Origin of the sequence: Geitlerinema sp. PCC 7407 (assembly GCF_000317045.1) — a bacterium.
Classification (GTDB): domain Bacteria; phylum Cyanobacteriota; class Cyanobacteriia; order PCC-7407; family PCC-7407; genus PCC-7407.
This window is the reverse complement of record NC_019703.1, coordinates 2,833,109-2,854,319: the sequence shown is the minus strand read 5'-3', so window position 1 is coordinate 2,854,319 and position 21,211 is coordinate 2,833,109. Positions and strand designations below refer to the sequence as shown.

The 21,211-nt window shown below is 49.3% G+C and carries 17 protein-coding genes; 12 read left to right on the top strand and 5 right to left on the bottom strand.

What is annotated here, in order from left to right:
* Window positions 1-5 precede the first annotated feature (5 nt).
* The 4 genes from GEI7407_RS11555 to GEI7407_RS11540 all read right to left on the bottom strand — a co-directional run bounded on the left by GEI7407_RS11555 (window position 6) and on the right by GEI7407_RS11540 (window position 6,160).
* Window positions 6-1,298, bottom strand: coding sequence for an ABC transporter ATP-binding protein (locus tag GEI7407_RS11555; protein WP_015172360.1), 1,293 nt, complete (start codon window positions 1,296-1,298; stop codon window positions 6-8).
* A complete protein-coding gene (locus tag GEI7407_RS11550; protein ID WP_190274132.1) occupies window positions 1,295-3,019 on the bottom strand; it encodes an O-antigen ligase in 1,725 nt (574 codons plus the stop codon). The genes GEI7407_RS11555 and GEI7407_RS11550 overlap by 4 nt, the downstream gene beginning before the upstream one ends.
* Window positions 3,020-3,342: 323 nt before the next feature.
* A complete protein-coding gene (locus GEI7407_RS11545; protein WP_015172358.1) occupies window positions 3,343-5,262 on the bottom strand; it encodes a nucleoside-diphosphate sugar epimerase/dehydratase in 1,920 nt (639 codons plus the stop codon).
* Between the two features lie 55 nt (window positions 5,263-5,317).
* Window positions 5,318-6,160: a hypothetical protein gene (locus GEI7407_RS11540; RefSeq protein ID WP_041268412.1), complete on the bottom strand. Its 843-nt coding sequence runs from the start codon at window positions 6,158-6,160 to the stop codon at window positions 5,318-5,320.
* A 402-nt stretch (window positions 6,161-6,562) separates the two neighbouring features.
* Here GEI7407_RS11540 and GEI7407_RS11535 point away from each other — a divergent pair, with 402 nt between their 5' ends.
* The 12 genes from GEI7407_RS11535 (at window position 6,563) to GEI7407_RS11490 (ending at window position 20,257) form a co-directional block, all read left to right on the top strand.
* A complete protein-coding gene (locus tag GEI7407_RS11535) occupies window positions 6,563-7,897 on the top strand; it encodes a nucleotide sugar dehydrogenase (protein WP_015172356.1) in 1,335 nt (444 codons plus the stop codon).
* On the top strand, window positions 7,894-8,835 hold the full coding sequence (locus GEI7407_RS11530) for a Gfo/Idh/MocA family protein (RefSeq protein WP_015172355.1): 942 nt from the start codon (window positions 7,894-7,896) through the stop codon (window positions 8,833-8,835). Before GEI7407_RS11535 ends, GEI7407_RS11530 begins: the two co-directional genes overlap by 4 nt.
* 4 nt (window positions 8,836-8,839) lie before the next feature.
* The gene (locus tag GEI7407_RS20260; protein ID WP_015172354.1) at window positions 8,840-9,514 is read left to right on the top strand and encodes a formyltransferase family protein; all 675 of its coding nucleotides are present in this window, start codon (window positions 8,840-8,842) and stop codon (window positions 9,512-9,514) included.
* Window positions 9,507-10,775, top strand: a complete 1,269-nt coding sequence (locus GEI7407_RS20255) for a hypothetical protein (protein WP_015172353.1) — start codon at window positions 9,507-9,509, stop codon at window positions 10,773-10,775. The genes GEI7407_RS20260 and GEI7407_RS20255 overlap by 8 nt, the downstream gene beginning before the upstream one ends.
* A gap of 15 nt (window positions 10,776-10,790) precedes the next feature.
* Window positions 10,791-11,936 (top strand): DegT/DnrJ/EryC1/StrS aminotransferase family protein, encoded by a 1,146-nt coding sequence (locus GEI7407_RS11525; RefSeq protein ID WP_015172352.1) that lies wholly within the window; start codon window positions 10,791-10,793, stop codon window positions 11,934-11,936.
* Between the two features lie 122 nt (window positions 11,937-12,058).
* Window positions 12,059-13,342, top strand: coding sequence for a lipopolysaccharide biosynthesis protein (locus tag GEI7407_RS11520; protein WP_015172351.1), 1,284 nt, complete (start codon window positions 12,059-12,061; stop codon window positions 13,340-13,342).
* Between the two features lie 574 nt (window positions 13,343-13,916).
* Complete coding sequence (locus GEI7407_RS21090) at window positions 13,917-14,732, top strand: hypothetical protein (protein WP_150109782.1); 816 nt, start codon at window positions 13,917-13,919, stop codon at window positions 14,730-14,732.
* A 40-nt stretch (window positions 14,733-14,772) separates the two neighbouring features.
* Window positions 14,773-15,873, top strand: coding sequence for a glycosyltransferase family 4 protein (locus tag GEI7407_RS11510; protein ID WP_015172349.1), 1,101 nt, complete (start codon window positions 14,773-14,775; stop codon window positions 15,871-15,873).
* On the top strand, window positions 15,870-16,976 hold the full coding sequence (gene wecB, locus GEI7407_RS11505; RefSeq protein WP_015172348.1) for a non-hydrolyzing UDP-N-acetylglucosamine 2-epimerase: 1,107 nt from the start codon (window positions 15,870-15,872) through the stop codon (window positions 16,974-16,976). The genes GEI7407_RS11510 and wecB overlap by 4 nt, the downstream gene beginning before the upstream one ends.
* Before the next feature lie 23 nt (window positions 16,977-16,999).
* The gene (locus GEI7407_RS11500) at window positions 17,000-18,292 is read left to right on the top strand and encodes a glycosyltransferase family 4 protein (protein ID WP_015172347.1); all 1,293 of its coding nucleotides are present in this window, start codon (window positions 17,000-17,002) and stop codon (window positions 18,290-18,292) included.
* A 7-nt stretch (window positions 18,293-18,299) separates the two neighbouring features.
* On the top strand, window positions 18,300-19,265 hold the full coding sequence (locus tag GEI7407_RS11495) for an NAD-dependent epimerase/dehydratase family protein (protein WP_015172346.1): 966 nt from the start codon (window positions 18,300-18,302) through the stop codon (window positions 19,263-19,265).
* Complete coding sequence (locus tag GEI7407_RS11490; RefSeq protein WP_015172345.1) at window positions 19,265-20,257, top strand: glycosyltransferase family 4 protein; 993 nt, start codon at window positions 19,265-19,267, stop codon at window positions 20,255-20,257. The genes GEI7407_RS11495 and GEI7407_RS11490 overlap by 1 nt, the downstream gene beginning before the upstream one ends.
* On the opposite strand, the gene GEI7407_RS11485 is transcribed toward GEI7407_RS11490, so the two are convergent.
* A complete protein-coding gene (locus GEI7407_RS11485) occupies window positions 20,254-21,168 on the bottom strand; it encodes an ABC transporter permease (protein ID WP_015172344.1) in 915 nt (304 codons plus the stop codon). The two genes, GEI7407_RS11490 and GEI7407_RS11485, sit on opposite strands and share 4 nt — an antisense overlap.
* Window positions 21,169-21,211: the final 43 nt, after the last annotated feature.

The window sequence follows — 21,211 nt, the reverse complement described above, 5'->3', positions numbered from 1 at the left end:
AGATCCTAAGATGGCAGCGCCGAAGACAGCACTTCGTAGCGCACCTCCGACGCCAAATCCACAAATCCCTCGCACTGACTGGTGTTGTAGACCTCAAACACCACCAGCTCATCCACCCAGTCGTAGCTCAGGCCGCCCTCCGAGTGCGCCCCCACCGTCACCGTGTAGACGCCGCGATTGAGCTGGCAGGGCAGCTGGAAGGTCAGTGTGATGGTCTGACCGGCCTCCAGAGAGGGCAACTTGCTGTCGAGGTGGTAGGTATTGGTGCCGTACATCACCACCCCCATCAGGTTGCGGATCGAGATGCCCACGACCAGGTCCGACAGCTCCGCCATCGCCTCTAGGGAAATCGAGATATGAAAGGTGCTGCCCGTTTCCAGCTTCTCTGCCTCTTGGCCGTGGGCATCGGTGATTTTGATTTCCTGAAACACCGCCAATTTGGTGCCGTAGCGGCGAGCTTTCAGCTCTACATCGTCAGCGCCCTGGGCTGCTGTCGTCCGGCGAATCGACGCCAGCTCCTCCGGTGACGTGGCCGTTTCGGAGACGTCGGCGGCGGGCTGGGTGCTGCCAGAGTTGAGCAGCTCGATGTAGTAGTTCACGACCTCCCGGGGCTGCCCTGAGCGGATCGCCTCGCCGTGGTGCAGCAAGATGGCCTGATCGCACAGCATTTTCACGCTGGACGCATCGTGGGACACGAACAGGATCGTCACGCCCTGGTCCTTCATCTGGCGAATCCGCTGCATGCAGCGAACCTGGAACTTGGCGTCGCCCACCGCCAGGGCCTCATCCACAATCAGGATGCGGGGTTCGGTGTGGGCCACCACCGCAAAGGCAAGCCGCACGGCCATGCCGCTGGAGTAGGTTTTGACGGGCTGATCGATGAATTCGCCGATGTCCGCGAAGGCGGCGATCGCATCAAACTTTGCCTCCACCTCTTCGCGCGCTAGCCCCAGAATCTGGCCGTTGAAAAAGACGTTCTGGCGACCGGTGAATTCCGGGTTGAAGCCGCTGCCTAGCTCCAGCAGCGCCGCCACGCGACCATTCACCGTCACCTCGCCCTCGGAGGGGGTCAGCGTTCCCGCGATGATTTGCAGCAGCGTGCTCTTGCCCGAGCCGTTTTGGCCGACGATGCCCAGGGTTTCGCCCTCTTTGACCTCTAGGCTGATATTGCGCAAAGCCCAGAATTCCCGAGCCCTTAGCTTGCCCGGAATGAGCAATTCTTTGAGGCGATCGGAGGGACGGCGATAAAGCCGGTAGCACTTGGAAATATTTTTGAGGGCAATGGCTACATTACTCACGCGGACCCACTTTCTTGCTTGACGAGCGGAGTTGGTTGCTGACGAATCTCCAGCAGCTGTACGCCCAGCCGCCGCATATCCAGGCTATCGCCTGCGTTTAGAGGCGTAAAGCAGGGGGTGGCTTTGAGCGTCAGCGTAAATTTTGACCGAGGACGCAGCGCAGACAAATCGAGAATTTGCTGATAGTGGCCTCGCCGATAAAGGGTCTGGGTGACTTGCTGGATGGTGCGGCCTTTTTGGGCGATCGCCCAAGATAACTCTAGAGGATGCTGCCTCACGTGCGAGTGATGCACTCTATATTCCGCCACCAAAAACCGCGATCCGGCCCGAAACTCCTGCTCGAAGATGCCGCCGGTCTGCCCATCCGGGTAAAACGCGAAGCGGTGGCAAGCATACTCCGAGCGAAAAGGGACCCGCTCATAGGCCCCAGCCACCTCGACTCCGGCGACTCCTAGAAGGGCAGCCAGTCCTCCCACGCTCAGTATCCAGGTCTTGGGAGCTCGCGGGAGCCGCAGGCGCTGAAAAACGGGCGGGACTGGCACGTCAGGCCCATTGCCCGCGCCAATCAAAATAAATGCCAAAAATAAAATATTGGGCAGCAGGAGCGAGTGGCCATAGAGATTGCCCGCCGCAATGCCCAGCAGCATCACCCAAATGGCTTCAGAGGTGCTCTGATACACCCAGTATTTGTAAATAAAAATAAAGGCAAAAGATGCAAAGCCAATTATCCCCATTTCAGTGAGGATTTGCAGAAAATAATTGTGAGCGTTTTCGCCTCGATGCTGTCGAGAAAAGAAAAAAGACTCGCTAAAGTCTCCAATGGAACTTTGTCGATAAAACTCTCCTTTGCCGATGCCAAGCCAGGGGTAGCTTGAGAACATTTTGAGGCTCGACTGAAAAATTTCGGGCCGATAGCTAAGGGCAATATTGACGTCCTGAAAAGATTGCGCCTGAAAGATTTTTCCGGGGCTCAGCAGCTTGAGATTGGGCAAGGCCACGGACAGCAAACCGGCGATCGCCCAGGCCCCCAGAAGCCCAGCGGCTGAGTAGATCAGGCGCTGGCGCAGACTGAAGCTCTCGTTCCACAAAAGCCTGACCAACAGCACAAGAAACAAAAGCCCAATCGAGAACCGAGAACCGCTCAGCAAAACGCCCAAACTCGATAGACCAAGCAGGCTAAAAGCAAAACGGCGATCGCTCCATTTGCCTTCACGTTTCTCCAAATAGTAGAGACCCAGAAAGCAGCCAATGAGCATATAGCCGCCGTAGGCGTGAATGTCGGGCAAAAAGCTGTTGACTCCGCGCTCGGCTCCGCTGCGCAAAAAACCGATTCCCAGGACCTTTTGGGCGAGGGCATACAGAACTAGCAGGCCTTGAGACGCAATCAGCGGCAGGGTAATGCTCGAGTGAATATGTTGATGAGAATGAAAGCGAGGAATTAGATAAGTTGCCAGGGCGATCGCTCCGCCAAAAAGCGCAATGTCCTGGAGCGGAAAGTAATCTGAAAAGGGATTGAGATAACGAAAATTGATGAAATTATAAATGAAGCCATCGAGGAAAAAGGGCGAAGCGGCCTGAGCGAGATTTCGAGAAAGGGCGATCGCTCCGGTCAGAATCACCAAGCCATAAAAGACCAGTAATCCTCCCGTTAAGATCCGCTGTGCTGGAGAGTAAACGCCTTCTGGATTGTTTGCTGTCTTTTGCTCAAGCCGAAGCAGCATGCGGCACCCTACCCCACCCAGAAATCCAGCGACCAGATCAAAGCTTAAAGAGCGCAAAGCTTCAATTTCAACTGAGAAAAGGGCATTAATCTGATCAATGATGCCGCCCGTAAAAGGTAGGACAAAGACCAATATTCCCAGGGCGATCGCGGGCCGCCAAAAAGCCAGAATCCAGCTCACGCCGGCAAAGGCTGCATTCAACACTGGAAAGCTAGCGTGGTCGCCTAGAACTAAGCTCAGAAACTCCCACCCAAAAATCAAAAAACAAAAGCTAATTTGAAAGCGCAGAGCCAGACTGAAATGGGATTTAGAACTCTCAACTCCTAACATGTTTGATTGGTTTTGAGATGGGCAGATTCCATGGCTCGCGTGTAGCTTTGCAAGCGAACCCACAGCTCTTCGGTAGAGGTCGCTGACTGAGCAGCCTCTGTGAGGGTCTGGAGCGCAGCGGCAACGGGTTCGCTGGGCGCAAAATTAGACTTGACGGCCATGATTTTTGGGTGATCTGTTGGCAGGGCGACCTCCAGATCGCTGACCAGCGCTTCGTGCAGCTTTTCGCCGGGACGCAGCCCCGTCAGGTGAATCGCAATGTCGGTGCCGGGGTCGTAGCCTGCCAGGCGGATCATTTGCTCGGCCAGGTCAAAAATGCGGACCGGTTCGCCCATGTCGAGGACTAGGGTTTGACCCGACTGGCCCACCGCAAGGCTCTGAATGACCAGGCGAGCGGCCTCAGGCACCGTCATAAAGTATCGGGTCATGCCCGGGTCGGTCACGGTCACAGGCCCCCCCTGGCGAATCTGCTCCTGAAAGATGGGCACGACGCTGCCACGGCTCCCCAGGACGTTGCCAAAGCGGACGGCGAGAAAGCGGGTGGTGCTGTCTTGGGCGATCGCCTTGATCAGCAGCTCTGCAAGCCGCTTGCTGAGGCCCATGAAATTCGAAGGATCAACGGCTTTGTCTGTGGAAATCAAGACAAAGGTGCTGACGCCGTGGCGCTGGGCGAGCTGGCCCAGGCGGGCAGAGGCGATCGCGTTATTCTCGATCGCTTCGGTGGGGTTAAGCTGCATCAGCGGCACATGCTTGTGGGCCGCAGCGTGGAAAACCACCTCTGGCTTCCAGGTTTGAAACACCTTTTCGAGACGGGCCTGGTGCCGAATATCGGCAATCACAGGGATGGTCTCCAGATTGGGAAAAGTCTGCTGAAGCTCCCGGCTGATATTAAAAATGCTGTTTTCGCCGCGACCGAGCAGCAAAATTTGGCTGGGCTCTAGGCGAGCTAGCTGGCGGCAGATCTCGGAGCCGATGGTGCCGCCGGCCCCCGTAACCAGGACTCGCCGCTGATAGATCTGCGCCTTGGCGGAGGGATAGCGGGCGCTGAGCGGCTGAGAAAAGTCCAGCTCGATTTCCTGACGTCCCAGGATGTCCTGGATCTGAATTTCTCGCGCCTGGGGAGCCAAGCGGCGATCGCGCAAAATCTCCGCCGGACCCGGCAAGACTTTGAGCTTGAGAGAGGTGCCGTGGGCCAGATTGACCAGCTTGCGGATCTGCGCCGAGCTGGCTGAAGGCATGGAAATCAGGACTTCCTGGACCCCCAGCTGACGGGCGATCGCCACAAACTGGTGAGTCGGCCCCCATACCTTCACCCCCTGCACCCGCCGGCCAATCTTGGTCCGGTCATCGTCCACAAACCCTACCACTGCGAAAGGTAGCTGGGGATTTTGCTGGAGCTCCTGCACGATCTGGCAACCCGCCATCCCCGCCCCGATCAGCAAAAGACGCCGCTGCTCAGACTTGCGGCAGCTCGGGTACTGACTCAGGTTGGCCCGCTGGACAGACCAGCGCCGGGTCAGCCGCAGGACCATCATCATCAGCAGGCAGATACTCCAGTCTAGGACGGCCACGCTCATCGGCACCCCCCTTGACTCCCAAAAGCGCGGCACGATCAACCGTGTCGTTACCACCATCAAGAGCGAGTACAGCGTGACCGACAAAACCAGCGGCGGAATATCTTTGCTGCCAAAAAATCGCCAAACTCGCTGGTACAGCCCAAAGCAAGTGTGGGTTAGGAGACGACCAGGGATGGCAATCAGCGGCAGCAGCCAGATCAAAGTTTGGTGCCCTGTGCTGATGTCTCCCTCAAAGCGAATTAAAAAAGCAAGAGCACAGGCAATCCAGGCTGCTAACCCATCTAGACTGAGTTGTCCTAAACGGTAAATCGATGGAAAAAAAATTCTTTTAGGCATGGGTACGGCTCAGTGTAGATTCCTCGGGTGCAGGAGCAGGATGGATGGGACCTGCTCAGGGTTGACGGGACTCTTCGAGATCTTCCAACTCGCTTTGAGGGGCCGCTAGTGTCTTCTGGGCATCCGCATTGCCGATGAGAACAAGCTGCTCTCGTACGATGGCAACTAAAACGGCCATGATGAAGCTGGTGATGGCAATCAGAACGATCGATCGCTTTTGGAAGCCGAGTTTCTCCACCTCGCTTTGGGCGAGCACGCTGATGGAAACCACCTTATCGATGAAGGCTTGCGGTGATGCCTTGGCCTCATCCAGATAGCGGCTGTCCGCCTGCCTCAGCGCTAAGTTTGTTGTGAGAATAGCGCGCTGCTCTTCCAGAGCATTCAAACGGGCGATCGCAGCAATAGAAGAATTATTTAAAGATGGGCCAATGGTATTAATTTGCTGATTGAGCTGAGCAAGCGCTTCGTTCGCACGGCTCTGCTCGATATCTGCTGCTGTAATCGTTGCTAAAACTTGCTTGTTGAGATGGCTTTGAAGCGTGTCCTGAATAAAAGTAGGTAGGCTAGTCGAAAAGCTCTTCAGTGCCTCTGCTTTAGTACCGGTAGCTGTAACTGTCAGCTGCTGAGTCCCCGCGTCAAAGGTGCTGCTTGCTTGAATTGATAGATTATCTTGATTGTTTAAAGCTGAAATGACTAAATTGTTTAAATTGGCAGTATTTTCTGCAGGAAAAGTACGATCGGCAAGCTTGATGGGATTTGCCTGAATCGCGAGCACGCTCTTCTGCTGATAGTTTGCAGGACGAGTCAGAGAATAAACTAAAGCCAGTCCCGTAAATCCAATCGTAATTAAGCCAATTAGTGTCAAGTTTCGCAGAAAAAAGCGAATAATGTCGGCCAAGGAAATTTCGTCATCGGATGACGATTGATAACTAGAATCTCGACTCAAAAACCTGTCTCCCGAACAACACTATCTGTCACACAGTAGGATACAGTACTGGCAAAAAAGCTCAAAGAATGGGGGGGTGAGAGTATGCCTGTCGTATTCATGAACCCTGAATTGGATGCCTTTGGAAGTGGCTACGGTTATGGAGCAGAGGCTCCTAGACAAAAGGCTGAGATGGATGGAAGTGGGGGCTGGATTGAGTCTCTAGCATGCATTCTGAAGGACCTGTGAGAAAGATCACAATCTTTTAGATTTGGGCGTGGCGAGTACCCAATTGTTCCGGGTCTTTTGCTCAAAAGGTCGTAATTGGAGGCGGGCACGTGCTACTTATATATCTGGAAATCACTGCTTGGCTCAATGACTGACTTCCCCTCGTCCTCTGTTTTACAGGCGCTACAGCAAAAGATCCGGGACCACACTGCAACGGTTGGCGTCGTGGGCCTGGGCTATGTCGGGCTGCCTTTTGCCCTCGAAAAAGCAAAAGTGGGATTTAGGGTACTGGGGGTTGAGCAGAATCCTGCGCGGGCTGGGCAGGTTGCCCAGGGACACAGCTACATTGCGGATGTCAGCAGCGAGGAGCTGAGCCAAGTTGTAGCAGCAGGAACGCTCCAGGCAACCACAAGCTTTGACGCCATCGCTGAGATGGATGTGATTGTGATTTGTGTGCCGACGCCCCTAACCAGGAATTTGACTCCCAATCTGACCTATGTCGAGAGCGTGACGCGAGAAATCGCTCAGCGCCTGCGGCCAGGTCAACTGGTGACCCTCGAGTCGACGACCTATCCGGGGACAACGGATGAGGTGATGCGGCCGATGCTGGAGCAGGCAGCGGGACTCAAGCAGGGACAGGATTTCTTCTTGGCGCACTCGCCGGAGCGGGTTGATCCAGGCAACCAGCGCTACACCACGAAGAACACTAATAAGGTGGTGGGAGCCTCGGACCCTCAGTCGCTGGCGATCGCCGCTTTGTTTTATGAACAGACCATTGAGCATGTGGTGCCGGTGAGCAGCGCGAAGGCGGCTGAGCTGGTCAAGGTCTTTGAAAACACCTTCCGCGCTGTCAACATCGCCCTGGTCAATGAATTGGCGATGCTGTGCGATCGCATGGATCTCAACGTCTGGGAAGTGCTAGACGCTGCCAACACCAAACCCTTCGGCATTATGCCCTTCTATCCCGGGCCGGGGGTCGGGGGGCACTGCATCCCCATTGATCCGCACTACCTGGAATGGAAGGCGAAGGAGCTCAACTTCAACACCCACTTCATTGCGCTAGCCGGGGAAATCAACCGGAAGATGCCTGAGTTTGTGCGGGAGAAAGTGCGCCGAATTTTGAATCAGTTGGGCATTGCTCCAGCCCGCTCGAATGTTTTGGTTTTGGGTGCCGCATACAAAAAGGATCTGGGAGACTGGCGCGAATCCCCGGCGATTGCCGTTATGAGCTATTTGCTGGAGGACTCGGTCGGTCTCACCTATCATGACCCCTACGTGCCGGAGATCGAGGTCGCCGGTAAAACCCTGCTGTCGGTTGACCTCACGGAAAGCGCGGTCGCGGCGGCAGACCTTGTGGTGATCGTGACCGATCACAGCCAGGTCGACTACGTTCGTGTGGTTCACCATGCTAAAGCAGTCCTGGACACGCGCGGCATTACGCGCCATCTGGCCACCGATTCAGAAAAAGTAACCCTGCTATGAGTCAAGTCATCGTCGTCGGAGCCGGTAACTGGGGAAAGAACCTGGTTCGCAACTTCCATCAGCTCGGAGCTTTGGCCGGCGTGGCTGAAGCCAATCCAGACCTGCTGGCCCAGGTTCGCGCTCAGTACCCCGAGGTGCAGACCTATGCGGACTTTGACAGCGCCCTGGCTGCGGATGCCCCGGCCCTGGTGATCGCGACCCCTGCTTTCACCCACCACAAGCTCGCCCTCCAGGCCCTCGAAGTGGGCAAGGACGTCTTCGTCGAGAAGCCGATGACCATGCGCACCGAAGAGGCGCGCCAGCTGGCGGAGTATGCTGACCAGCACCAGCGAGTGCTGATGGTGGGCCATCTGCTGCTCTATCAGGAGGCGATCGCCTGGATGCAGGACTACCTGGCATCGGGTGAGGCGGGCGAGGTCCTGCATGTGGCAACCCAGCGCCTCAAGCTGGGCAAAGTCCGGACCGAAGAAAACGTCTGGTGGTCCTTTGCGCCCCACGATATCTCGGTGGTTCTGGCTCTCCTGGGCAACCCGCCTTTGGAAAGCGTGAAGGCTCAAGGCCAAGCCATCCTTCAGCCCAGCATTGCGGATCATGTGCACGTTGACCTGAATTTTGCGGGCGGTAAGTCCGCTCATGTCCACTGTTCTTGGCAGTGGCCCGAGATTCAGCGATCGACGGTGGTCGTGGCTCAGCGGCAGATGCTGGTCTACAACGAAGTGACTCAGACGGTCACGATCTATGACAAAGGCGTCAACCCGGACCTCAGTCACTACGATCGCGGCGATCGCGAAGTCAAATTTGAAGACCCAGCACCCCTAGCACGCGAGTGTGCTCACTTCTTGCAGTGCCTCCAGACCCGAGAGCAACCTCGCTCCAACGGGTGGAACGGTGTGGCCGTCGTCGAAATCCTAGAAAAAGCTCAAGACAATTTACTTTAAAGATATGTCCCTCCAAACAGTTGGTTTGATTACGTACGACTATCCCCATCTCAAAACAGAGCAAATTCTTCTAAGAATTGTTGAAAAGCAGTACAACTACAAAATGTATGCCCTGCCTTTTACTCCTCGAAAACCTCGTGAAGTTTTAGTTCAGCATCGACCTGATCAAACGATATCGATTCCCCCAGAAGTTCTGGCTCAAAAATTTAATATTCCATATTTTCGTTGTAATTCCGACAAAGATATTGATAACTCCTGTGATGTTTATCTTGTCTTAGGGGCTGGAATTCTTTCTCCAGAGTGTATCGCCGGCAAGAAAGTAATCAATTGTCATCCTGGTATTATTCCAGCTTGCCGGGGGCTAGATGCTTTTAAATGGGCAATTTTGGACATGAAACCTCTTGGAATTACACTGCATTTTGTTGATGAAGCTGTAGATGCTGGTGAGATTATTGCAATCTTGCCAACAAATGCTTTTCAATCTGATAGTTTAGAAACTCTTGCTAGAAGACATTACGAAAATGAAATAGATATTTGTAGCCGTTTTGATGAACTCCTGGAAAACCCTGTTAATTCTTACAAAGATATTGCAGTTGGCAATCCTAGAAAGCGAATGTCTTATGAGATTGAGAAAACTTTGAGCACAGCATTAAACCAATACCTGGAGCAGTATGGATGAAGAAAAAAATGCGTGGAGAGTCGATGTGTTTTTGCTTTTGCAAAGTCTTTCAGGCAATGCGCCAAAATTTTCTTTGAAAAATAGACTGCATAGAAAGCTTAAACAATACTACTGGTTCTACTGCGCGGGTGTTGCTGTTTGCTTATTGAGTATTTCTAGTGCCAATATTGCTGTTGATCCCTACGGCATCTGGTTCTCCCAAAGGATCTGGGGTTGGAATTGGTCAAAGCCTAAGCAGACTCTTCATCAACGCCTATTTAAAGCCTTTGACATTGCCCACCAGAAACCCGTCGGCCTGATTTTGGGATCTTCTAGGGTTTTGTATAGCCTTTCGCCTGATCATCCAGCACTGGCAAATTATCAGCCGGTTTATAATGCTGGTTTGAGCAGCGCGAATATGTATGAGCAACTGCGATATCTTCAGCATGCTTTATACTATCAGTCTAAACTAAAGATTGTTATTGTTGGCCTAGACTTTTTCTCGTTCAACAAGAATATTGAAAATCGTCCTGACTTTCGTGAAGACCGCCTTGCAAGACCTCTTTTTTTATCTAAAGATTATCTGATCACTAGTCTTTCTCTATCGGTTTTGAGAGACAGTCAGGAAACCTTAAAACGCAATAAATTAAATCCTAGTATTCAGCCATTTTATGAAAATGGCTTTGGGAAATATCGTGAAGAATTAGAGCAACCTAAAGGTTCTGGATATCGCCTGAAAGCGTTTGAACACTCGATTTCTAGTCACTTTAAGTCACCTGAAATCCTGGGAGATTATCAAATTTCTGAGGAGAAACTAGAAAATCTTAAGCAGCTTGTCGAAATATGCCAAAAAAACGACATTCAGTTAAAGTTGTTTATTTCTCCTACCCATGTTGCAGACTTGGAGGCTATATCTGCGGCAGGTCTCTGGACAGAGTTTGAACAGTGGAAACGGCGATTAGTGAAAATTTCCCCTGTGTGGGATTTTTCTGGATATACTCCCACAACTTCTGAAGAAATCAGTGATCAAATGCTCAATTATTGGGACAGCCATCATTATCGTCGCTCTGTTGGTGATAAAATTTTGAATGTTATATTAAATGACTCTGAAGCTGTCTCCTGGCTAGACCGTCCTAGCTCGCCATTAACGCAGAAAAATATTGAATATAGCTTGCAGAAAACGAGAGAAAATCAAAGTATTTGGAGAGCTCAACATCAATCTACTGTTCAATGGATCCGAGCTTTAAAGAAGCTACACTACACAGCATCAAATTCTAACTAAGCTCTTTTGTGCCTCATGAAAATTCCTGTATTAGATCTCAAGCCTCAGTATGAACTTTTAAAGGCTGATATCCATGCCGCGATCGATCGAGTTTTGGAGTCTGGTCAGTTCATTATGGGACCAGATGTGAAGCTGTTTGAGCAGGAAGTGGCTGACTATCTAGGTGTCAAGCACGCGATCGCGGTCAACAGCGGAACGGATGCGCTGGTAATCAGTTTGCGATCGCTAGGGATTGGGGAAGGCGATGAAGTAATCACGACGCCTTTCTCTTTCTTCGCCACGGCAGAATCTATCAGCAGTGTGGGAGCGACTCCAGTCTTTGTTGATATTGACGACCGCACCTTCAATATCAACCCCAATCTGATCGAAAGCCACATCACTGACAAGACGAAAGCAATTTTGCCAGTGCATCTCTACGGCCGACCTGCAGAGATGGGCAAGATTATGACAATTGCCCGGAAACACAATCTGAAGGTGGTTGAGGATTGCGCTCAAAGCTTTGGTGCAAGGTACTCAGCCGCTTGTCCGACCTGTGATGGCCAATGTGACGGTGCTTCGCTGCAAGGCAAACAGACCGGAACAATCGGTGACATGGGGGCCTACAGCTTCTTTCCCAGTAAGAACTTAGGGGCTTATGGAGACGGAGGCCTTGTCGCGACGAATGATGATGCCCTCGCCGAACAAGCCCGGATGCTGCGAGTGCATGGTGCGAAAAAGAAGTACCACAATGAAGTAATTGGCTATAACTCCCGCTTGGACACTATCCAAGCTGCTATTTTGCGGGTCAAGCTTCCCTACATTGATCAGTGGAACCAGCAGCGCTACAACGTTGCGAAAAACTACAACGAGCTTTTGCAAGACATACCCGGAGTGATCACGCCAGAGGCAATCCCAGGCCACGTCTTCCATCAATACACGATCCGTATCCAAGGGCGATCGCGAGATGCTATTCAAGCATCCCTTGCAGCCCAGGGCGTGAACACGATGGTTTACTATCCGGTTCCTCAAAATGAACTACCTGTGTATGTTCATGATGTTGTCGCGACCCTCGTAAGCAGCGCACTCTCACAAGAGGTGCTGAGCTTGCCTATTTGGCCTGAGTTGAATCTAGAAATTCAACAAGATATTGCTAATACAGTCTCAACTGTACTAAATTCATAGCCCTGCTGTCAGATAACACTATGTGTTATTACAACCATAGATAGAAAATGAGAGCATACAGGCTCTCATAGCCTTGTCCAGCCATGTGAACTAAGTGACTGCTGGCGAAATTTTCGTTCTTTATGCGCGAAAAATTTAACGGACGTTTTTTAAAGAACACTGCGCTTCTGGTTGGTAGCACTACTCTAGTCCAGGGGTTGGCAGTTTTATGCGCTCCAGTATTGACTCGGCTCTATACACCTGAGGACTTTGGAATTCTCACCGTTTATACGTCACTTGCATCACTTTTACTAGTGATTGCATCTCTTCGATATCAGCTGGCTATCCCTCTGCCAAAGTCAGAAACAGATAGCATCCATCTTATTTATGTTTCATTTTTGTGCTTGTTTTTGGTTACAGGCTCTGTAATTGTTGCTGTTTTCTTGTCGAGTGGTTTTATTTCTGAAGCTTTAGGAGTGCCGGGGCTAAAAAAATTTCTATGGCTTTTGCCTTTGAGTTTATTTGGAGCAGGAACCTATCAAGTTTTGAACTACTGGGCATTGCGCTATAGCGAGTTCAAGCTTCTTGCCTCTACCAAGGTACGGCAAGGGTTGACTCAAATTTTTATCCAGATTACTGTTGGCTTTTTTTACCCTGGCCCTTTTGGGTTACTGTTAGGCGATTCTTTTGGGCGAACTGCTGGCAGCCAGAAAGTTTTGGCTGCTTTTCAAAAAAGCGCAGGCATCTCACTGGAACCGCCTTCTCTGTCGAAGATGTGGATAGTGGCGAAGAAATACTGGCGGTTTCCTATTTATTCATCAGTGTCTGGATTGATGAATAATGCAGGCTTGCAAGTACCTGCTTTTTTAATTTCTTGGTTTTATGGAGCGACAGTACTTGGGTGGTTTAGCTTGGGGCAAAGAATTATTGCTCTACCCTTGATCTTGCTGGGAACTGCAGTTAGTCAAGTCTACTTTAGCGAGGCATCTCAGATCCTGAAGTCTGAAAAGGGTACATCAAATTTAAAAGAAATGTTCCTGAAAACCGCTAAAAAGCTTTTTATTATTAGTGTTCTACCTCTATCTTTAATTGCTTTTGCCGGACCGTCTGTGTTTGAAATGATTTTTGGTAAAGGTTGGCAGGAAGCTGGGCAGTATATGCAAGCCCTATTTCCAATGTTTGTTGCTCAGTTTACAGTTTCTCCTCTTTCCCAAACGCTGAATATCCTCGAAAGACAAGATTGGCAAATGTGCTGGGATGCTTGCCGACTAATCACAGTTCTTCTCGCTTTTTATGTGTCTTCCAGCCTTTCTTTAAATGCATATTCATGCATCATGCTATATAGCTTGTCAATGACATTTTTGTATGTTTGTCTCTTCTTTTTGAGCTTATCAGCCTTCAAGAATTTTCGAATAATAGAATCTTGATAATTAATCAAAAATGAAAAGTCTAGAAGCAGTAAAAATTAAGCCAATAAAAGTTAATTCAAAAAATTTTTTTTTAATATTTTTGACCTTAACCTATCTTGGACTCGTAATTTGGTCTTATCTAACTTTAATATCTCCCCGATACACCTATTTAGGCTACATTGCAAATCCTAGATCTCCTTTCATACACTGCACCAGCTTTTTACTAGCTTTGATTCCGTCTTTGGGTTTAACCAAGAAGGTGGATAGACCTTCTCAGGTACTCATATGGTTTATATACTTATTAGTTCTTCTGCCTAGCTTGACGGTGCCATTTTATGCTACTAGCCTGTCTTCCTTTAAGTTAATAGTTTACTCTTGTGTAACAATAGCTGGTTTCTGGATACTAAGCTTCTTCTCACAAATTCCACATTTCCAGGAACCTAGACTCAGAGTGTCAAAGACTGTATTTTACTTTGTCGCTTCCATTTTGGTTGTAGTCTTTCTATGTCTATTGGTTAAAACGTTTGGGTTCTCTCTAAAGTGGATTAATTTCTTGGATGTTTATGACGTTCGAGCGAACTATAAGAGTTCCTTGAAATCTGCTTTTGGGATGGTTCCATATCTTGTAATCTGGCAAGGAAACGTTATTAATCCATTCTTGATGGTTTACGGTTTGTCTCAGCGAAAGTGGATATGGCTTCTAGTTGGCTTAGTGCTGCAACTCTTTATTTACTCAGTTACTGGCCTTAAAAGCGTCTCTCTTTCTTTTTTGCTTGTTTTGTGTATTTTTTGGGGAATTGGAGCAAAATATAAATCTAATAATTTTGGAACTTATCTATTAACCGGTGCTTCCAGCTTGATTTTGATATGTGTGTTCTTGGCTAAGTTTTTCAACTTTCATCTCCCACTGTCTTTTCTCGTAAGGAGATTAATAATTACACCTGGATTATTAACAGGGTTCTATTGGGATTTCTTTGCGACTCATCCAAAAGCCTTTTTAGGCCATAGCTTATTGAAAGACTTGGTGGAGTACCCATACAGCAAGTCTCCACCTTTTATAATAGGAGAGATGTATTTTGATAATGCTTCTACATCGGCAAATGCTAATTTTTGGGCAGATTCTTTTGCTAACTTTGGCCTTTCCGGAATCCTAATGTTTTCGGTTTTGCTGGGAATTTTTATCTGGTTATTTGATAGTGTTTCCAAGCCAATAGATCTGAGGGTGTCAAGTACTATGCTGAGCGTTACAGGTTTTAGTTTGATTAATTCTGCTCTCTTGACAAGCTTGGTGACCCACGGACTTATTTTAACTCTTATGGTCATGGCTTGTCTTCCCACCAGAAAGCTTCAGCTATCTACTTGTAGTGCGCTTGTGCAGAAAAATGACTCAAATTTGATGAGCGACTAAAGAAAAACCAAAATGTAAAAGTTGATATAAAAAATCCCCTATGGCACTCCCCAAGATTGTTCACTTAACTTCTGTTCATCCACCTTCCGACACGAGAATCTTTCTAAAAGAGTGTTCTTCTTTGGCCGAAGTTGGCTACCCTGTCACGTTAGTTGTTCCTCATTCTGAAAGTTTCATGAGCCGAGGAGTTGAAGTCGTTGCAGTCCCCAAATGCTCTGGTCGACTTGGTCGTATGCTAAAAACGACCTGGAACGTTTATCGTGCTGGATGGCGAGAAAGAGGATGCATATACCACTTTCATGATCCTGAATTAGTCCCAATTGCTTTGCTGCTAAAAATGCAAGGAAAGAAGGTGGTATATGATGTTCATGAAGATGTGCCTCGCCAGATTCTTAGTAAATATTGGATATCTCCACAAGCTCGTTGGCTGGTATCTCAATTAACGGAGATAATAGAAGATATTGCAGCTAAAAAATTTGATGCTCTTGTTCTTGCTACTCCGAACATTAAAAAAAGATTTGAGGCTCTCAATAAAAATTCGATAAACGTTAATAATTATCCAATTTTAGGCGAATTAGAGTCGCCTAAACGCAGCAAGAAAGAACCTGCCTTTGCCTATGTTGGAGGGGTGACGGCAATTCGTGGCTTGCTAGAGATGGTTCAGGCTATGGACTCAGTGGATGCTCAACTCTTAGTGGCAGGTAAGTTCGCAGGTCCAAACCTAAGGGAAAAAGTTGAGCAAATGCCAGGATGGCAGAATGTAAAAGTTATGGGACATTTGGACCGACCACAGGTGGCAGAACTTTTGTCTAGATCAGTTGCTGGCTTGGTTTTGTTTCACCCTGAGCCAAACCATGTGAATGCTCAGCCAAACAAAATGTTTGAGTATATGTCGGCGGGTTTGCCTGTAATTGCTTCTAACTTTCCTTTGTGGAAAGAGATTATAGAAGGAAGCAGCTGTGGGATTTGTGTGGACCCCTTAAATCCTTCAGAGATCGCTCAGGCGATGCAGTGGATTTTGGATAATCCGGAGCAGGCGCAAGAGATGGGGAGGAATGGTTATAAGGCAGTTGTAGAGAAGTACAACTGGGATGTAGAAGCGATCAAGCTGAAAAAGCTCTATCAGGATTTGCTGCAATGAAGTTAGTGACAGTAGTTGGTGCTAGACCGCAGTTTATCAAGGCGGCGACAGTTTCAAGAGCGATCGCAAATCATAACCAGAGCAACCTTGCACCTCAGGTTCATGAGGTTATTGTCCATACAGGGCAGCATCATGACGCCAGTATGTCTGACGTCTTTTTCGAGCAAATGGCAATTCCAACACCAGATCATCATCTTGGTGTTTCTGGCGGAGGCCACGGTCAGATGACTGGCCGTATGCTTCAAGGAATCGAAGAAGTACTGATTGAAGAGAAACCAGACGCTGTATTGGTTTATGGTGACACAAATTCAACTTTGGCCGGTGCTTTAGCTGCGGCCAAGCTTCATATCCCTGTAGCCCATGTGGAAGCGGGCTTGCGGTCTTTTAATATGCGAATGCCAGAAGAGATAAACCGTATATTAACTGATCGAATTTCACGCTGGCTCTTTTGCCCAACAGAAACAGCAGTGCAAAATCTTCAAAATGAGGGATTTGAAAGTTTTGAAGGAACTTGGCTAGAAAATGTTGGCGATGTAATGTATGATGCTGCTATTTTCTATCAAGACCTAGCTGAAGGCACGCCTCTAACTCAGCAGATCTTAGAGGAAAATCAAGGAAATTTCTACTTAGCAACAGTTCATCGAGCTGAAAATACTAATAGCCTAGCAAGACTAAGATCGATTTTTAAGGCATTGGAGCAAATTTCCGCTTCTACATCAATTGTTATTCCTCTTCACCCAAGAACTAGAAAAATTCTAAATGAATTCAATATATCCATCTCTCAAATTAATACTATTGATCCCGTAGGTTACTTTGAGATGCTTCATTTGCTGAAGCACTGTTTGGGAGTCATAACTGATAGTGGAGGCTTGCAAAAGGAAGCTTACTTCTTCCGAAAACCCTGCCTTACCCTGCGAGATGAAACTGAGTGGCTGGAGTTAGTGAAATGCGGAGCTAATTTCCTAGTAGGTGCTGATGAGCAAAAAATACTCTCGTCGGAAAGCCATCTTAAATTAGCAAATTCAAGCATTTTTGCTAACAAACTTTATGGAGCTGGAAAATCTGCTGAAAAAATAATTGATATTTTGACTCAGGCGTTTTAGTTCTTAGAGATTTGTTAAAAGTAATGAGAATTGTCGTTATCAATCAATATGCTCTTCCACGAGGCTCTGTTGGAATTACTCGTCATGGAGATCTGGCAAGTATACTCGTAAAGATGGGAAATGAAGTAACTATTGTTTCGTCTGATTTTAACTATTTAACAAAAGAAAATAAAATAGAAGAAGAACCTAGGCTTGTTGATCACTATGGCGTTAATTTTATTTGCCTAAAGTCTCTTAAATATAACAAGAATGACTCAAAGAGAATATTGAGCATGATCCACTATTTTTGGAGTGCAACTTTTGCAGGCCTTAAATTTCCCAGTAAACCAGATATTGTTTGGGCCTCTTCTCCACAAATATTATCTGGCTTATCAGGGTTTATTTTGGCCAAATACTATGGAGTTCCTTTTGTTTTAGAAATTAGAGATGTTTGGCCCTCAGTTCTAGTTGAATTGAAGGCCCTAAAAGAATCGAGTTTCGTCCATAAAATACTACTTTTTGTTGAAAAATTTCTCTATACTCAATCACATACAATAATAAGTGTCTTGCCAAATTTTTCTAGGCGACTAGAAGAAGTCGGCCTAGGTAATAAAGTCAATGTCTATCTTCCTAATGGAATATTTTTATCTGAAAATAATAAAGAAAAAAAGAACGATTCAGCAGAGCATGAAAAGCTAATCCAAATTCAAAAAATTATCCAAGACTTGCGAGAGAATGACAAAGCTGTGTTTCTTTACACAGGTTTAATAGGAGTTGCTCAAGATCTTTCATTCTTGGTTGAGTTTCTGGATTTTTGTAAGACAAAAGATCAAGAAACTTACGATAAAATATCCTTCGTTTTTGTTGGTTCTGGTCCAGAGCAAGAAAAACTAAAGAAGATGATTGTGGACGGTGGCCATCAGGATTCTGTCTTTGTAATTTCACCCATCGCTAAACAGCTTGTTCCTAAACTGCTAAAGAATGCAGATTTTCTGCTTTTAGCATTGGCAAATATACCTGTATTTAAGTATGGTATTAGTCCCAATAAACTATTTGACTATCTCCAGGCAGCTAAACCCATATTAATGGTTGCTCCTCTTGAAGAAAGTATTGTTGATATGGTTGGTGTGGGAGTTACCTGTAAGTCAAGAGATTTTCGCGAACTTCTTACTTCTATTCGGACTCTAATCTCTTTACCGGAAGAGATTCGTAATGAAATGGGAAATAAGGGAAGAAATTATGTCGAAAGTGAGCATGATTTAGAACGCCTAGCTTTCACGTTGGAGTCTGCTCTTCAAGAGACTGTCAATCGCTTTCGTACAGAAAAGCAAAGCTAAGTAGACCATGATTCTCGTAACAGGAGCTTATGGTTTTGTTGGTCGTCACCTCTTGGAGCGCTTTAGCCAAGATCAGAAATTCACTAAAGTCTTTCTTCGCTCTAGACCTGAGACTTTGCCGTCCATTGTGAGTGAAGTGTGTGTTGGGACTATCGATGGGAAAACTGATTGGCGATCGCCCTTAGAAGGCGTCACAGAAGTTGTTCATTTGGCGGCTAGAGCCCATATTCTGCGGGATGATGCAGCGGACCCGGAGGCTGAGTTTCGTCGGGTGAATGTCGAGGGGACGCTGAATTTGGCTCGCCAATGTGCTCAAGCAGGGGTGAAGCACTTTGTGTTTGTCAGTTCTGTAGGTGCGATCGCCACCTTGAGCGATCGCGCCCTCAATGAGACCTCGCCTTGTAGCCCCGATACTCCCTACGGACGGAGCAAGCTGCGGGCCGAAGATGGGCTGAAAGCAATTGCTCAGGCTAGCGGCATGACCTACACCATCTTGCGGCCGACGCTGGTTTATGGGCCAGGAAATCCGGGCAATATGGAGCGCCTGATGAAACTAGTGCGTCTTGGGTTGCCGCTGCCGCTGGGTTCCATCCGAAACCTTCGGAGCTTTGTGTACGTGGAGAACCTGGTAGATGCAATCCTTTGCTGCTTGGAGCATCCTGAGGCACGAAACCAAACCTTTGTGGTGAGCGATGGCCAAGATGTTTCGACACCACAGCTTATTCAAAAAATTGCTCAATCAGCGGGCTATCCCTGTCGCCTCTTTCCTTGTCCTGTGGCTGTGTTGCAGCTCCTAGGACGGGCGGGGAGCTTGCTTCAGCGCGCTACGGGCCGAACTTTGCCGATCAACCAAGATGTTGTAGAGCGCCTGTCTGGTTCCCTGGTGGTTGACAGCGCCAAAATTCGTACTACGTTGGATTGGCAGCCCCCCTTCTCCCTCGAAGAAGGGTTAATCAAAACGTTTCGATCCTGATGGATTTACTTGCGTTTAGTCTGATTAGTTTTGCGATTAGCTGGGGCGTTGTGGCTCAGATCCGGCGGCGCTTTGGTCAGCTCCTGCTCGATATTCCGAACGATCGCAGCTCCCATACCCAACCAACGCCCCGGGGCGGCGGTTTGGGCTTTGTGATTGCTTTTGCGGTGACAGGGGCGATCGCGCCGTGGGTGATTTCCCAGCTTTGGCAGCAGCCGCCCATCGAGGCTAGCGGGCTCCGTCTGGGTGCGATCGCCTTGAGTCTGGGCGCTTTGGCGCTGACGGGTTTACTGGACGATCGCTATAACTTACCAGCCAAGAGCCGCTATGGGGTGCAGTTGGGCGCTGCGATGGTGGTGGTGCTGAGCTTGGAAAGCTTTGCGTTTCTCGAGGGCTGGGAACTGGGTCTGGCGATCGCCCTCAGCGTGGTTGCCATGACGGCGCTTATCAATTTCTACAACTTCATGGATGGCCTGGATGGCCTGGTGGCCAGCGTCTGTGCCTTTCAGCTCGGCTTTTTCGCCTGGTATTTGAATCAGCCGCTTTGGTGGCTGATGGTGGCCGCGCTTCTAGGATTTTTGTACTGGAATTGGTCCCCCGCCAAGATTTTTATGGGTGACGTGGGCAGTACTGTGCTCGGTGCCTGCGTGGCGATCGCGCTGTTGGCGGGGACAGAGAGCCCCGAGCGCCTAATCTTGGCCGCCACCGTCACTTTTCCCCTGCTCGGGGATGCTGTTTTCACCCTGCTGCGCCGGCTGGTTCGTGGCGAAAATATTTTCCAGGCCCATCGCACCCACCTATACCAGCGGCTTCAGCAGTCCGGCTGGTCTCATCGCCAGGTTGCGACAACCTATCTGCTGGCGACGGCCTGCACAGCGATCGCCGTTGCGGTGCTGGGGACGGCAGGCGCCGCGCTGAACACTGTGGGAACGCTGCTGGTCTTGGCGATCGGTGAAGGGTATCTCAAGCGCTCTGCCGCGATCAGCCGCTAGAGCACATCGGCGAAGGCTGGGCGGAGCTTGCGATAGCACCAGTATCCAACCCCAAAGACCACGCCCGAGATGAGGTAGGTCATCAGCCATTCTTTCCAGTGCTCGACCTGGCCGACCAAGATCAGGTCTCGGTAGAGCTCGGCGATCGCCGCTAGCGGGTTCAGCAAAAAGATCCACTCGCGGAACGCCTCTGGGATGACCGACGAGGGATATACGATCGGCGTCATGTAGAACCACAAATTCAGCAGGACGCCGATGGTTTGGGGAATGTCGCGCAAAAAGACCGTCAGGCTGGAGGTCAGGTAGCCCAGGCCTGTCGTCAGCAGGAGCTGGGGCAGCCACACCAGCGGCAGCAGGCAGAGCGTCGGGTGGAGCGTGTCAGAGGCGATCGCCACCAGCGTGATCAGAGCCATCAGACCAAAAGTGCTCTCGATAAAGGCTGAGAGCACCGGCACCAGAGGCAATAGCTCTAGAGGAAAGACGACCTTTTTAATCAAATTGGGCTGACCAATCACCGACGTAGAAGCCTGGGTAAAGCCGCTGGTAAAGGCAATCCAGGGCAGCAGCCCCGCAAAAAGCCACAGCCCAAAGGTGAGATTGTTGGGCGGGAGGCCCTGGAGACTCAGCTTGACCCGCAGCACCACCGAGAAAACGTAGGTGTAGATCAGCAGCTGGGACAGTTGATTGAGCAAAGGCCAAAGATTCCCGAGGGTCGAGCCCTTGTAGCGCGCTTCTAGGTCCCGCTGGACCAGAGCCTTGAGCAAACTCGCTTTGGTGCGCCACTCAGCTTTGACCGGAATCCAGCGGGTTGCCCACAAAAAAAGGCGCAGACCGCGCTTGAGCACCCACAGAGGAGCAGCAGATGAGGCCCAGCGGGTCGCACCGCTGGCTTTTTGGACGGCTCCTTTCATTGACTTGATCGACTTGATCAACGTTGCTTCCTCTTGTGTTCCC

Excerpts from the sequence above, each read along its gene's own strand:
- GEI7407_RS20260 (WP_015172354.1), top strand. The coding sequence starts at position 8,840 with ATGTCCCTCCAAACAGTTGGTTTGATTACGTACGACTATCCCCATCTC.
- GEI7407_RS11535 (WP_015172356.1), top strand. The coding sequence starts at position 6,563 with ATGACTGACTTCCCCTCGTCCTCTGTTTTACAGGCGCTACAGCAAAAG.
- GEI7407_RS11485 (WP_015172344.1), bottom strand. The coding sequence starts at position 21,168 with ATGAAAGGAGCCGTCCAAAAAGCCAGCGGTGCGACCCGCTGGGCCTCA.
- GEI7407_RS11520 (WP_015172351.1), top strand. The coding sequence starts at position 12,059 with ATGCGCGAAAAATTTAACGGACGTTTTTTAAAGAACACTGCGCTTCTG.
- GEI7407_RS11525 (WP_015172352.1), top strand. The coding sequence starts at position 10,791 with ATGAAAATTCCTGTATTAGATCTCAAGCCTCAGTATGAACTTTTAAAG.
- wecB (WP_015172348.1), top strand. The coding sequence starts at position 15,870 with ATGAAGTTAGTGACAGTAGTTGGTGCTAGACCGCAGTTTATCAAGGCG.
- GEI7407_RS11495 (WP_015172346.1), top strand. The coding sequence starts at position 18,300 with ATGATTCTCGTAACAGGAGCTTATGGTTTTGTTGGTCGTCACCTCTTG.
- GEI7407_RS11545 (WP_015172358.1), bottom strand. The coding sequence starts at position 5,262 with ATGCCTAAAAGAATTTTTTTTCCATCGATTTACCGTTTAGGACAACTC.
- GEI7407_RS11510 (WP_015172349.1), top strand. The coding sequence starts at position 14,773 with ATGGCACTCCCCAAGATTGTTCACTTAACTTCTGTTCATCCACCTTCC.
- GEI7407_RS11530 (WP_015172355.1), top strand. The coding sequence starts at position 7,894 with ATGAGTCAAGTCATCGTCGTCGGAGCCGGTAACTGGGGAAAGAACCTG.
- GEI7407_RS11500 (WP_015172347.1), top strand. The coding sequence starts at position 17,000 with ATGAGAATTGTCGTTATCAATCAATATGCTCTTCCACGAGGCTCTGTT.
- GEI7407_RS11490 (WP_015172345.1), top strand. The coding sequence starts at position 19,265 with ATGGATTTACTTGCGTTTAGTCTGATTAGTTTTGCGATTAGCTGGGGC.
- GEI7407_RS20255 (WP_015172353.1), top strand. The coding sequence starts at position 9,507 with ATGGATGAAGAAAAAAATGCGTGGAGAGTCGATGTGTTTTTGCTTTTG.
- GEI7407_RS11550 (WP_190274132.1), bottom strand. The coding sequence starts at position 3,019 with ATGCTGCTTCGGCTTGAGCAAAAGACAGCAAACAATCCAGAAGGCGTT.